The sequence below is a fragment of the Streptomyces barkulensis genome, assembly GCF_002843305.1.
Lineage (GTDB): Bacteria > Actinomycetota > Actinomycetes > Streptomycetales > Streptomycetaceae > Streptomyces > Streptomyces barkulensis.
Window position 1 is genome coordinate 1 of the sequence record NZ_PGSG01000021.1, and the last position, 11,921, is coordinate 11,921.

Below are 11,921 nucleotides of genomic sequence, written 5' to 3' on the forward strand. Positions count from 1 at the left end.
GTACTAATAGGCCGAGGGCTTGACCGTAGATGTTCGCGTCCACTGTGTGGGTTCTGAGACCACGACCCGCCTGGCCGGCGGTTGTTGTTTCGCCGTGTTTCGGTGGTCAGAGCGAGAGGGAAACGCCCGGTTACATTCCGAACCCGGAAGCTAAGCCTTTCAGCGCCGATGGTACTGCATGGGGGACCGTGTGGGAGAGTAGGACGCCGCCGAACAATTTGTGAGGCCTCGGTCTCCGAGTTTCGACTCGGAGACCGAGGCTTTTTTGCGTTCACGCTTTCCTTCCATGCTTTTCCTCGCCGGAGTCGGCTGATCTCGGCGAGTACTTTCTCCGTATGCGGGCGTACCTGAGCCCGCAGCTCGTCGCTCCGGATCTCCTCGTGAGCAGCGGTGGTCAGGGTGTGGGGCGCGCCGGCGGCTCGGCTTCGCCGAGCCGCGGCCACCAGGCGCGTGCCTGGGCCTCCGAGCGAAGCAGAGCCAGGGTCGGCATGCCCGTCGGCTCGCCGTTCGCCAGGAGATCGGGCAGCTGGGGGATCGGGGCGACCGCCGCGACGTTGTGGAGGATCAGGGAGAGTGGTGGGTCGAGCCGACCGGCGGATGACCCTGCGGCCATGCGGCGGCCGTGCTCGACCACGCTCGCGGTGAGAGCCGTGAGGAGCGGCATCGTGCCGGGGGCGCGGCGCGGATCCTCGACGGTTTCGCCCACGACATAGAGCGTTCCCCATTCGGCCGCAAAGGATTCCAGGGCGGCCGCATCCGTGCGCGGAGCCGTACAAGCGTTGCGGACGTGGAGTTGGGACAGGCAGGACAGAGCGCTTCGGACGGTGCGGACGGCGGCGTCCCGGCGCTCGGGGTGGGCGATCAGGGTCGCCTCCAGTTCGCCCGCCGCGCCGGACGCCGCCTTGGGGTGCGTGCGCAGGATCCGGACGGCCTCCGAGGAGGAGCCCGCCGAGGCGCTGGCCCAGCGGTGGACCTGGCGGAACGGCTCGCCCGCCACGGCGGCCGCGTGGAGCCAGCAGCCCAGGAGCGTCTCGGCGGCGTCGTGGGCGGCCGCGTCCGCCCGTGCGGGGCTGCGTACGGGGGCGAGCAGGGCCGCGGCCCGTGCGGCGGCGGTACGGCGGTCGTCGCAGCCGTGGTGGGGCGACCAGCGCAGCCTCACGGGGGCGTCGGTGAGCTGTCCCGGGTCGTAGACGTGGACGGGGCCGAGCTTGGCGCGGGCTCCCGCGGTCTCCGCCCACAGGGCGGGGTCCGCGGTCACGACGAGGGCGGCTCCGGGGGCGGCGCGCAGGGCGTCGGCGGCCCGGACGGTGTGGAGAGTGCCGTACTCGACGCCCACGGGAGGGCCGGAGAACGCCTCGGGGACGGGATGGGCCCGTACGGTCGCCGGGGCCGGTACGGGCTCCTGCGGGGGAGCGGGGGCCGCTCTCCGGGGAGGAGGGCCGACTGCGTGAGTTCCGGGCTCTGCGGGGCCGGGGAGAGGCGCCGCGGCCGTCTCGTGGGGCGTGGGCGGGGCGCCCTTGTGCTGAGCCGCCTGCCGTGCGGCCCGCCGGGCCGCGCGCAGGGCGCGCCGTCGGGCCACGGCGCCGGCGGCGAAGAACCCCAGGACCGTCAGGACCATCGCCTGACTGATGAGGATCCCCCAGAACAGGCCCGGCCCCGGCAGGGCGCCGGCCTGCGCGCCGGGCCAGGCGGCGGCCAGGTCGCCCGGTTCGGAGACGAGCGCGCGCATGGCCGCCGGGGTGCGGACGAAGGTGACGCCCCGCGGCCATGCTCCGTGGGCGAGGAGACCGGCCAGCCCGGCGGCCGTCCAGCACAGGACGGTGACGCCCAGCAGGAAGCCCATGAGGCCCAGCAGCAGGCCGTCCGGGATGCCCCTCTCCGCCGGGGCGTCCGGTGGGGCGTCCGTACCGCCGCCCTGCGTCCCCGGTGCTCTGCCGTGGCCCCGGGCCACCGTCAGGCCACCGTCTCGTCGGCGCGTGCGAGCCGCTCCATCGCGGCGGCCCGGGACTCGGTCTCGGCGTCGAGCTCGTCGGCCAGGGTGTCCTGCGGGGGCGAGTGGGGCGAGGAGCCGGCCGGGGAGTCGGCCGAGGAGGATTCGGTCATGGCGCGGTCGGTGAAGACCAGCGGGCGCTCGGCCTCGGTGATCAGGTGTTTGACGACCTGGACGTTGCCGTTGACGTCCCAGACGGCGATACCGGGGGTGAGGGTGGGGATGATCTCCACGGCCCAGCGTGGCAGGCCCAGCACCTTTCCGGTGGCCCGTGCCTCGTCGGCCTTCTGGGCGTAGACGGTGCGGGTGGACGCCATCTTGAGGATGGCCGCCGCCTCCCGGGCCGCCGCTCCGTCGACGACGTCCGACAGATGGTGGACGACCGCGACGAACGACAGGCCCAGGCGCCGGCCGAACTTCAGCAGGCGCTGGAAGAGCTGGGCGACGAACGGGCTGTTGATGATGTGCCACGCCTCCTCGACCAGGAAGATGCGCTTCTTGCGGTCGGGGCGGATCCAGGTGTGCTCCAGCCAGACGCCGACGATGGCCATCAGGATCGGCATGGCGATGGAGTTGCGGTCGATGTGGGAGAGGTCGAAGACGGTCAGGGGAGCGTCGAGGTCGATGCCCACCGTCGTCGGGCCGTCGAACATGCCGCGCAGGTCGCCGTCGACCAGGCGGTCCAGGACGAGGGCCACGTCCAGGCCCCAGGCGCGCACGTCCTCCAGGGCGACGTTCATCGCCTCGGCCGACTCCGGCTCCGGATGGCGCAGTTGTTCGACTATGTCGGTGAGGACGGGCTGGCGTCCGGTGACGGTGTCGTTGACGTAGGAGTGCGCGACCTTCAGCGCGAAGCCGGCGCGCTCGTCGAGGCCGTGGCCCATGGCGACCTCGATGATGGTGCGCAGCAGGGCGAGCTGGCCGGTGGTGGTGATGGACGGGTCCAGCGGGTTGAGGCGGATGCCCTGGTCGAGGGCGGCCGTCGGGTCCAGGCGGATGGGGGTGACGCCCATCTGCTCGGCGATCAGGTTCCACTCGCCGACGCCGTCCTCGCCCTGGGCGTCCAGGACGACGACCTGGCGGTCGCGGAAGCGCAGCTGGCGCAGGATGTAGGTCTTCTCCAGCGCCGACTTGCCGTTGCCGGACTCGCCCAGCACCAGCCAGTGGGGGGCCGGGAGCTGCTGGCCGTAGAGCTGGAAGGGGTCGTAGATGTAGCCCTTGCCGCTGTATACCTCGCGGCCGATGATCACTCCGGAGTCGCCCAGTCCGGGCGCGGCGGTGGGCAGGTAGACGGCCTGGGCCTGGCCCGTGGAGGTGCGCACGGGCAGGCGGGTGGTCTCGGTCTTGCCGAAGACGAAGCTGGTGAAGGCGTCGGTGACGGCGGTCAGCGGATCGAACGCGGCCATGGTGTTGCGCCTCCTCAGCGGCGGATGCCGGTCGCGAACGGCAGGGTGTTCACGAACGCACGGTGATGCTCGCGGTCGCACCACTCCAGCTTCAAGTAGCTCTTTCCGGCCGATGCCCGGATCGTGCGCTTGTCACGTGCCAGGGCGTCGGGGTTGCGGGAGGAGACGGTGATGTAGCCGACGAGGTTGACGCCCGCGGCGCCGGAGGCGAGGTCCTCGCCGCGCTGGTCGACGCGGCTGTGGGCGGCCACGTCGCGCGGGTCGACGGTGCGGTTCATCTTGGCGGCACGGCTGGCCTCGGCGGCGTCGTTGGTCTTCTCCGTCAGCATGCGCTCGATGGCGACCTCGGTCGGCTCCAGGTCCATGCAGACGGCGACGGTGCGGATCACGTCGGGGGTGTGGACCAGCAGCGGGGCGAGGAAGTTGACGCCCACGGGGGTCATCGGCCACTCCTTGACCCAGGCGGTGGCGTGGCACCAGGGGGCGCGGGTGGCGGACTCGCGGGTCTTGGCCTGGAGGTGGGTGGGCTCGGAGGCGTCCAGCTCGGCGGGCCAGGCGTTGCGGCGGCTCATGGCCTGGATGTGGTCGATGGGGTGGTCCGGGTCGTACATGGAGTGGATCAGGGACGCCATGCGGGACTGGCCCAGCGGCTGCCGCACCCGGATGTCGGCCTCGGCGAGGCGGGCGCAGATGTCGGTCAGTTCACGGGCCATGACGACGGCCAGGCCCTCGTCGCGGGTGAGGCGGCGGCCGGTGGAGGCGCGGGTGGCCTTGGCGATCGCGGTGGCCTCGGCGGCCAGGTCGCGGGTGTAGTGCATGCAGGCCACCAGGTAGGCGCGGTGCTGCTCGCTGGAGGTGGAGACCATCGACAGCAGTTGCTCGTAGGAGTCGCGCAGCCAGGGTGCGGCCCGCTCGTCGCCGCGCTGTGCGACGTCCTTGGCGTGGGCGTCGGGGTCGGCGGGGAGGGTGCGGGCGAGCATCTGGAGGCGGGTGACGAAGCCGTCGCCGTTGGCCACGTGCTTGAGGAGGGTGCCGAAGCGGTCGACGAGGGCCTCCTGGTCCTCGCTGTCGCGCAGGCCCACGCCCGGTCCCTCGATCTCGATGGCGGCGGTGACGGTGCGGCGGTCGGCGTGGAGCAGTACGGCGATCTCGTCGGGCCCGAAGGGCGCGGACAGCCAGTTGACCCGGCCGACGCCGGGGGGCGCGGGGATGTCCACCTCGGTGCCGTCCAGCCGGGTGCCGGCCTCGGCGGCGGTGGAGCGGTAGGTGGTGCCGCGGCGCAGCAGGCGCCGGTAACTGCGTTTGATCTCGAACCACCTGTAGTACGTCCGGCCGTTGTAGGGGACGTACACCGCGGCCAGGGCGAGCAGCGGGAAGCCGACCAGCAGGGCGATGCGCAGCGACAGGACGGGGACGAGGAGCCCGCTCATCATGCCGAGGAAGGCGCCCGCGACGATCAGCGCGATCTCGCCCGTCTCCCGGTTCCTGCCGACGACGGCGTTGGGACGGGCGCGCCCGATCATGTACGTGCGGCGCGGAGCGACGGTGTGGGACGGGGTCGTCATCCGCGATCACCTCCGGTGCGGTTGCTGGTGGTGCCGCCGCCGCTGCCCGTGCGGGACGGGGGCGGCGCGGCGGGCCGGGAGGAGGTCCGGTCGCCGCGCGAGGCGTGGGCGGCCACACCGCCGGAGACCGGGTTGGCGGGCCGGGGGGCGGCGCCGGACTGCCCGCCGCCGCTGCCGCCCTCGGCGCCGCCGCGGGCGCTGTGGGTGGTGATGCCCTGGCGGAGCATCGCGGCGGGGGAGGAGACGACGGCGGCGGCCGTACGGGAGGCGGGGTCGGCACTGGCGTTGCGCTGGCGGACGATCTCGTCGCCGAAGCCGGGGACGAAGCGGTAGATCATGGCGCTGGCGAAGATGGCGAGCAGGATGATCGCCAGACCGGAGACGATCGCGGAGAAGGCGTTCGGGCCCTCGTCGGAGGCGAGCGCCCCGGCGAGGCCGAGGACGATGACGATGACCGGCTTGACGAGGATCACCGCGATCATGATGCCCGCCCAGCGGCGTACGTGGCCCCACAGGTTCTTGTCGACGAGCCCGGCGTAGACGACCGTGCCCAGCAGGGCGCCGACGTACAGCAGGGCGGCGCGGATGACGAGTTCGAGCCAGAGGACGCCGGCGGCGAGGACGGAGACGAGGGAGACGACGATCAGCATGATCGGGCCGCCGCCGATGTCGTCGCCCTTCTTCAGAGCCTCGGAGAAGGAGCCGAAGAACTTGTCCGTGTCGGATCCGGTGCCCGCGGCGATCACGTCGGTGACGGCGTCGGTCGCGGTGACCAGGGTGTAGAGGATCAGGGGGGTGAAGGCGGAGGCGAGGACCGTCAGCCACAGGAAGCCGATGGCCTCGGTGAGGGCCTCGGTGAGGGGGATGCCGCGCACGGCGCGCTTGGCGACGGCCAGCAGCCACAGCACCAGGGTGAGGATCGTCGAGGCGGCGAAGACGACGGCGTACTGGCGCAGGAAGGCGGGGTTGGTGAAGTCGACGGTGGCGGTGGAGGAGACGGCCTCGGAGAGCTTGTCGACGATCCAGGCGGCGGCCTCGGCGCAGCCCTGGGCGAGGGAGGAGAGGGGGTCGAGGGTGGACAGGGGGTCGGAGTCGGCGCCGCCGCTGCCGGGCCCGTCGGTCTCGCACAGGTCCCCGATGGGGCCGTCGAGTTCTTCCTCGCAGGCGTCCGGCTCCTCTTCGGCCGGTGGCGAGGGTGTCGGCTCGTCGGCCGCCGCACGGGCGGCCGGCCAGAGCCCTGCGGCCTGCAGGCCCGCCAGGAGTGCGGCGAGCGACAGGGCGCGGCGCGGGGCGCGGCGGCCGGCTCGGTCAACGGGCATAGGTGAACCCTCCGTACTCCTCGACGGCCCTGCTGATGTCCTCGGCGGTGGAGGCCCGGATGTCGCCCGGTACGGGGGCGGGGCCGTCCTTCTGGGAGTCCTCGGCGATCCTCCAGTCGGATCCGGTCCACCTCAGCCGGAAGGTCCAGGTCTTCCAGGTGGTGGTCACGGGGAGGGTGGACTCCTCGCCGGCCATGCCGACCAGACCCGTGTACCAGACCTCGACGGTGGCGCCGTCGCCCTCGTACTCCGTCACCCTGGTGCCGACGGGGACGGTGCGTGAGACGAAGGTCATGCCCTCGGGGGCCTCACCCTCGGGTGTGAGCCCCAGGCGCTCGAAGAGGGCCTTCGAATAGGCCCTGTCCTGCCGGTCCTTGACGTGTGCGGCGGCTTCGGGGGTGTAGAGGGTGTCGACGAGCATGTGCCGGTGCTCGGTCTCGAACATGCCCGTACCGCCCAGCGCCACCGCGTAGTTGGCCGCGGCGCTCTGTGCGCCCTGCTCGGTGCGGGGGAAGCCCGAGGGCACGCCGCCCGACCGCCCGGTGACGGGGCGTTCGCCGGTGGGTGCGGTGGGCCGGGCGTCCTCACGGGCCTGCGGGCCGCCGCCGTCCGGCGGGGTGTCGTCGCCGCCTCTGTTGGCGAAGGCGATGGCCGCGATCAGCAGGACGACGACGCCCACCACCGTCACCATGCTGCGGCCCACCCGGACGGGCTGCCGCCGGGGCTCGTCGTACGCGTCGACGACGTCGTCCTCGTACCCGCCATCGCCGCCGATGCTCATCGTGCGTGTGCCCTCTCGGTCGCCCGGGCGCCGCCCGGTTGTCGTCGTGCCCTGTCCTTGACGTTAACTCCGCCGGGGCGGTTGTGGGACCGGTGTGTGCGGGATCGCTTCCGCACCGTGAGCGGTGGATCGCCGGCCCCGGCCCGGTGGGGCCGCCTCGCGCCCTCCGGTCGCGTTCCGGTGGGGGAGGAGGGGAGCCGGCCGGGGCGGGCGCGGATCCTGGGCTGGTGCATCGCTGCGGTGCTCTTTTTCCTGGTGGGGGGAGCGGTTCGGCGGCCGGGCCCCTCCGGGGCGGCCGGGCCGGCGCCGGCGGTGTCCGCCGCCGGCCGCCGGAACGCGACCGGAGGGGGAGGTGCCCGGCCCCGCGGGCGTGACGGTTCTCACGGGGCGTCAGCCGCCCGCCGTCCGGGGCGTGTACCGCCGGCCGGTGGTGCACGGGGCGGTCCGGGGCGGTCCGGTCCGCTCGCCGGGCACGCGGACGCGTCCGGGAGCCGGGCACCGGTGGGCGGCGGCCGGAGGGGGAGGCGGGGCGGTGCGCGGCTACACGGCCATGCCGTAGACGATCGTGAAGAGCGTGCCGAGGGAACCGATGATGAAGACCCCGGTCAGGCCCGCCACGATCAGGCCCTTGCCCTGCTCCGCGCTGAAGGTGTCGCGCAGCGCCGTGGCGCCGATGCGCTGTTTGGCCGCGCCCCAGATGGCGATGCCGAGGCAGAGGAGGATGGCGACGGCCATGACGACCTCGATCATCACGCGGGCCTCGTTGCCCAGTGATCCGAACGGGCCCCAGTCGGGGGCGATTCCGCCGATGATGGTGGTGATGTCGCCCTTTTCGGCTGCCAGAAACATGCTGTGTTCACCGCCCCGGTGAGGGTTGTCGAAAGTTGCGCTTCACTTGGATTCTGACACGGTTGCGGCCGAATCGGCAGTGAACTCCTTTCGGATGGGGGAGGGTTGAGGGGTGCGGAAGGCGTGGGTGGCGATCGGGATCGGTTTCGGGCTCGTCATGTGCTTGCTGGCGTTGCTCGTGGTGGGCACGTACAGCGCCGCGTCGAACCTGTTCGGCGGGCGGGGCGGCGCGGTCGCGCTGGCCAAGAACGCCGTGCCGGCTGCGTACCGGCCGCTGGTGCAGAAGTGGGGCAACTACTGTCCGGCGCTCAATCCGGCGCTGCTGGCCGCCCAGCTCTTCCAGGAGAGCGGCTGGAACCCGAAGGCGCGCAGCCCCGCCGCGGCGCAGGGGATAGCCCAGTTCATCCCGGGCACCTGGGCGGTCCACGGTGTCGACGGCGACGGTGACGGCGACCGCGACGTGTGGGATCCGGCCGACGCGATCCCGTCGGCGGCCAAGTACGACTGCACGCTGGCGAAGAACGTCCGGGGGGTGCCCGGCGATCCGACGGACAACATGCTGGCCGCCTACAACGCGGGCCCCTACGCGGTGACGAAGTACGGCGGGGTGCCGCCGTACCGCGAGACCCAGAACTACGTGAAGGTCATCCGGAAGCTGGAGAAGAGCTTCGCGGCGCCCGCCGGGCGCCTGTCGCCGACGAAGCAGGCCGCCGGGGCGATCGACTTCGCGCAGAAGAAGCTGGGGACGCCGTATCTGTGGGGCGGGGACGGCACTCCGGAGGACGGCGGGCGGTTCGACTGCTCGGGTCTGACGAAGGCGGCGTACGCGAGCGTGGGCATCGAGCTGCCGCGGGTCGCCAACGACCAGTGGAACGCCGGCCCGCACCCGAGGCGCAACGAGTTGCTCCCGGGTGATCTGGTCTTCTTCGCGCACGACTTGACCGATTCGCGGTCGATCCACCACGTGGGGATCTACGTGGGCGGTGGCTATATGATCGACGCGCCGTACACGGGCGCGGTGATCCGCTTCGACCCGATCGACTCCCCCGACTACTTCGGGGCGACGAGGCCCACGGCGTCGTGAACCCCGGGGCGGCCGCCGCCCCGGTGACGCGGTGTGCGGCCGCGGTACCCGGATCTCGGCCCTCAAGCCTCAGGTACGGGTCACCCTCCGATAACGTCCGGGTGATCGTTCGGTGGAGGTCGGAACGTACGGCCGGGACAGGGCGTTTCCTTGTCCGGAACGAGCATTCCGCTACCACGGGGGTCGGCAGCGAAGAGTGAAGGGCAGCATTGCGATGGCCGAATGGGACAACCCCGACGTCGAGCTGCTCCACGACATCAACGGACTGGCCAGACAGGCCCCCGACTGGGCCGACCACCTCATGGAGTACGTCGGCGAGTACGGCACGATCGTGGCGCTGGCGGTGCTGGGCCTGTGGGCCTGGTGGACGGCGCGGCGCCGCCCGGACGCGGTCGCGGCGGTGGCCGGGCTGGTCTGGGCGCCGCTGGCGGCCGGGGTGGCGGTGCTGGTCAACGTGCCGATCCGGGAGTTCGTGGAGCGTCCCAGACCCTTTCTGACCCATGACGGGCTGGAGGTGCTGGTGGACGGGAAGAAGGACTTCTCGTTCGTCAGCGATCACGCGACGCTGGCGATGGCGCTGGCCGTGGGGATCTTCATGGTCAACCGGCGGCTGGGGCTGGTCGGCATCCTGGTGGCGGTGTTCGCCGGGGTCTGCCGCATCTACATGGGGGTGCACTACCCCACCGACGTGATCGGCGGCCTGGCGCTGGGCACGGCCGTGGCACTGCTGCTGGCGCCGGTGGCGCTGGCGCTGCTGACGCCGCTGATGCGCGCTATGGCCGCCTCGCCGCGGATCGGCCGGCTGGTGAGCGTCTCGCCGGAGTCGGCGGCGCGGGCCGGGGAGCCGGACGCGGAGCGGCGGCCGCAGGACCGGGATCTGGTCGCCTGAGGGACTCCGGGAGACGGGCGCCCGAGGGTTCGGGGCGCCGGGCGCCGGGCGCCGGAGAAGCTTCACGGCCGCCGGGGCACATGCCCCGGCGGCCGTTCGCCGTCCTCGGCGCCGTTCTCCCGACGGGGCCTCACGTCTCCCGGCGGACCTCACGCCTCCTGATGGGCCGCGGCGTCCGCACGGGCGCGCCCGCGGGCCCGCCGGGCCGGACCGCGCCACCCGCAACTGCAGGCGGCGCTGCAGAACGGCCCCTTCTCCACGGTCGAGATCAGATGCTCCTGCGGTGGCGCCGGCCGCTGGGGCGGCACCCCCTGGCTGTCGTCCTGCTGCACACGGTCACGGTACCGGCCGTGACGGGGGCGCGGAGGCGTCGTTAGTCGGAACGGGTTCCGATACGCGTATTTGGGGGTCGTCAGACGATGGTGGTGCAGCGGGGGAGCAAGGGCCGGACCACGGCGGTCGGCGCGGTCTGCGCCGGGACGGTGCTGGCGGTCCTCACCGCCGCGGGCTGCTCCGGGCGGGGGGCCGCCGCCGCCGACGTGAGCGCCGCCGAGGCGCGGGCCGCCGTCCGGGAGGCGGCCGGGGCGCTGGCCGGGTCGGGCACCTCCCGGACGAGTACGGCGGTGGAGATGACCAACGGCGGAACCCGGGTCACCATCCGGGGCACGGGCGTCTTCGACTACGGGAGGCGGACGGGGCGGCTGAGGGTGGTGCTGCCGGGCGAGGCCACCGGCGAGAGCGGGCGCCGCCGGGTCGTGGAACTGGTCACGCCGGGCGCGCTGTACATGAGGAACCGGGGCGCGGGCGTGCCCGACGGCAAGTGGGTGCGGGTGGACACGGCGACCCTCCCCGACGGGAATCTGGTCACGGGGGGCGCCACCGACCCGATCAGCGCCGCCGAGCTGCTGCGCGGTGTGCGGTCGGCGTCGTTCCACGGTGAGGAGCGGCTCCACGGGGAGACGGTGCGGCACTACCGGGGCACCGTGGACCTCGCGGCGGCGGCGAGGGAGGCGGAGCCGCGCTCGCGGGGGCAGCTGGCCGCGGCGGCGGAGGGACTCTCGAACCGGACGGTGGCCTTCGACGCCTATGTGGACGAGCGCGGGCGGCTGCGGAAGGTCCGGCACCGTTTCTCCTTCCCGCGGGCGGCGGGCGCCCCGGGCGGGGAGGGCGACGCCACGGTGGTCTCCACCACGTCGCTGTACGGCTTCGGCGTGCCGGTGGAGGTCGAGCTGCCGGAGCCGGAGGACATCTACACCGGGAGGATCGCCGCGCCGTAGGGAGCGCGGGAGTGCGCCGGGGCGTGGCCGGGAGCGGCGGCGCGAAATGGTCCGGACGTGCCATGCGCGCGGGACGCGCTTCTTCCTACTCTGGAGTTCGGCTGCGTCGGAGGGGAGGCGGAGGTGGTGGTGCGGGTGTCCGGGGAGAACAGCGGTCCACTGGCCGAGGACCACGTGGCCCTCGACGAGATCGAGCTCTACGGGGAGCTGATGATCGCGGCGTCGGCCGCGGTCGAGGACCGGCTCAGTCCCGCCCGTATCGACGAGGTGCTGCGGGTCGGGCGCGACCACGAGCGGAAGGGCCGCGGCCTGCCGCGGCCCTGACCGCGGCCCGGGCCCGGGCGGAACGGGGCGGGACAGGCGGTACGGGACGGGCGTCAGGTGCGCAGCAGCCGGGCGATGGCGGCCGTGGCCTCCTCCACCTTGGCGTCGATCTCCTCGCCGCCCTCGGTGGCCGCCTGGGCCACACAGTGGCGCAGGTGCTCCTCCAGCAGCCGGAGGGCGAAGGACTGCAGGGCCTTGGTGGACGCCGAGACCTGGGTGAGTATGTCGATGCAGTAGACGTCCTCCTCGACCATGCGCTGCAGGCCGCGGATCTGGCCCTCGATGCGCCGCAGTCGTTTGAGGTGGGCGTCCTTCTCCTTGGCGTAGCCGTGCGGACCGTGGACGGTCTCTGGACGGGCGTCGGTGGTCGTCATACGGTCCTCCCGTGGTCGCTGTGAGGATCAATACCCCCACCGGGTATATGGTACCGAATTTTC

General features: G+C 72.8%; 12 protein-coding genes and 1 rRNA gene. 5 read left to right on the forward strand and 8 right to left on the reverse strand.

Going from position 1 to position 11,921, the window contains the following annotated elements; translation table 11 throughout:
- The first annotated feature begins 98 nt into the window (after positions 1-98).
- Positions 99-215 (forward strand): 5S ribosomal RNA (rrf, locus tag CUT83_RS04375).
- Positions 216-394: 179 nt separating this feature from the next.
- Here the strand turns inward: rrf and CUT83_RS04380 are convergent.
- The 6 genes from CUT83_RS04380 to CUT83_RS04405 all read right to left on the reverse strand — a co-directional run bounded on the left by CUT83_RS04380 (position 395) and on the right by CUT83_RS04405 (position 7,910).
- Entirely contained in the window at positions 395-1,951 is a 1,557-nt protein-coding gene (locus CUT83_RS04380) for a type VI secretion protein (protein WP_420882437.1), read from the reverse strand.
- Between the two features lie 2 nt (positions 1,952-1,953).
- Positions 1,954-3,396 carry an ATP-binding protein gene (locus CUT83_RS04385; RefSeq protein WP_101254554.1) on the reverse strand — a complete coding sequence of 481 codons (1,443 nt, stop codon included), beginning with the start codon at positions 3,394-3,396 and terminating at the stop codon, positions 1,954-1,956.
- 14 nt (positions 3,397-3,410) lie between these two features.
- Positions 3,411-4,961 carry an SCO6880 family protein gene (locus tag CUT83_RS04390; protein WP_101254555.1) on the reverse strand — a complete coding sequence of 517 codons (1,551 nt, stop codon included), beginning with the start codon at positions 4,959-4,961 and terminating at the stop codon, positions 3,411-3,413.
- Positions 4,958-6,280, reverse strand: coding sequence for a hypothetical protein (locus tag CUT83_RS04395; RefSeq protein WP_101254556.1), 1,323 nt, complete (start codon positions 6,278-6,280; stop codon positions 4,958-4,960). Before CUT83_RS04395 ends, CUT83_RS04390 begins: the two co-directional genes overlap by 4 nt.
- Entirely contained in the window at positions 6,270-7,061 is a 792-nt protein-coding gene (locus CUT83_RS04400; RefSeq protein ID WP_101254557.1) for a DUF8175 domain-containg protein, read from the reverse strand. The genes CUT83_RS04395 and CUT83_RS04400 overlap by 11 nt, the downstream gene beginning before the upstream one ends.
- A 540-nt stretch (positions 7,062-7,601) precedes the next feature.
- Complete coding sequence (locus tag CUT83_RS04405) at positions 7,602-7,910, reverse strand: DUF8827 family protein (RefSeq protein WP_093658653.1); 309 nt, start codon at positions 7,908-7,910, stop codon at positions 7,602-7,604.
- A 157-nt stretch (positions 7,911-8,067) separates the two neighbouring features.
- Between CUT83_RS04405 and CUT83_RS04410 the strand changes: the two genes are divergently transcribed.
- Both CUT83_RS04410 and CUT83_RS04415 read left to right on the forward strand, forming a co-directional pair.
- Positions 8,068-8,994, forward strand: a complete 927-nt coding sequence (locus tag CUT83_RS04410) for a C40 family peptidase (protein WP_240958043.1) — start codon at positions 8,068-8,070, stop codon at positions 8,992-8,994.
- Positions 8,995-9,208: 214 nt separating this feature from the next.
- Positions 9,209-9,883 (forward strand): phosphatase PAP2 family protein, encoded by a 675-nt coding sequence (locus tag CUT83_RS04415; protein WP_101254559.1) that lies wholly within the window; start codon positions 9,209-9,211, stop codon positions 9,881-9,883.
- Positions 9,884-10,032: 149 nt separating this feature from the next.
- Here the strand turns inward: CUT83_RS04415 and CUT83_RS04420 are convergent, their stop codons facing one another.
- On the reverse strand, positions 10,033-10,215 hold the full coding sequence (locus CUT83_RS04420) for a hypothetical protein (protein ID WP_101254560.1): 183 nt from the start codon (positions 10,213-10,215) through the stop codon (positions 10,033-10,035).
- A gap of 87 nt (positions 10,216-10,302) precedes the next feature.
- Between CUT83_RS04420 and CUT83_RS04425 the strand changes: the two genes are divergently transcribed.
- Both CUT83_RS04425 and CUT83_RS04430 read left to right on the forward strand, forming a co-directional pair.
- On the forward strand, positions 10,303-11,160 hold the full coding sequence (locus CUT83_RS04425) for an SCO4651 family lipoprotein (protein ID WP_101254561.1): 858 nt from the start codon (positions 10,303-10,305) through the stop codon (positions 11,158-11,160).
- A 57-nt stretch (positions 11,161-11,217) separates the two neighbouring features.
- Positions 11,218-11,484 (forward strand): hypothetical protein, encoded by a 267-nt coding sequence (locus CUT83_RS04430; protein ID WP_420882436.1) that lies wholly within the window; start codon positions 11,218-11,220, stop codon positions 11,482-11,484.
- 53 nt (positions 11,485-11,537) lie between these two features.
- Here CUT83_RS04430 and CUT83_RS04435 read toward each other — a convergent pair whose 3' ends face one another.
- Complete coding sequence (locus tag CUT83_RS04435) at positions 11,538-11,858, reverse strand: metal-sensitive transcriptional regulator (protein ID WP_101254562.1); 321 nt, start codon at positions 11,856-11,858, stop codon at positions 11,538-11,540.
- Positions 11,859-11,921 lie beyond the last annotated feature (63 nt).

What these genes read in the sequence shown, in the direction of transcription:
- CUT83_RS04385 (WP_101254554.1), bottom strand. Translation starts at nt 3,396, where the DNA reads ATGGCCGCGTTCGATCCGCTGACCGCCGTCACCGACGCCTTCACCAGC.
- CUT83_RS04390 (WP_101254555.1), bottom strand. Translation starts at nt 4,961, where the DNA reads ATGACGACCCCGTCCCACACCGTCGCTCCGCGCCGCACGTACATGATC.
- CUT83_RS04395 (WP_101254556.1), bottom strand. Translation starts at nt 6,280, where the DNA reads ATGCCCGTTGACCGAGCCGGCCGCCGCGCCCCGCGCCGCGCCCTGTCG.
- CUT83_RS04400 (WP_101254557.1), bottom strand. Translation starts at nt 7,061, where the DNA reads ATGAGCATCGGCGGCGATGGCGGGTACGAGGACGACGTCGTCGACGCG.
- CUT83_RS04405 (WP_093658653.1), bottom strand. Translation starts at nt 7,910, where the DNA reads ATGTTTCTGGCAGCCGAAAAGGGCGACATCACCACCATCATCGGCGGA.
- CUT83_RS04410 (WP_240958043.1), top strand. Translation starts at nt 8,068, where the DNA reads ATGTGCTTGCTGGCGTTGCTCGTGGTGGGCACGTACAGCGCCGCGTCG.
- CUT83_RS04415 (WP_101254559.1), top strand. Translation starts at nt 9,209, where the DNA reads ATGGCCGAATGGGACAACCCCGACGTCGAGCTGCTCCACGACATCAAC.
- CUT83_RS04425 (WP_101254561.1), top strand. Translation starts at nt 10,303, where the DNA reads ATGGTGGTGCAGCGGGGGAGCAAGGGCCGGACCACGGCGGTCGGCGCG.
- CUT83_RS04435 (WP_101254562.1), bottom strand. Translation starts at nt 11,858, where the DNA reads ATGACGACCACCGACGCCCGTCCAGAGACCGTCCACGGTCCGCACGGC.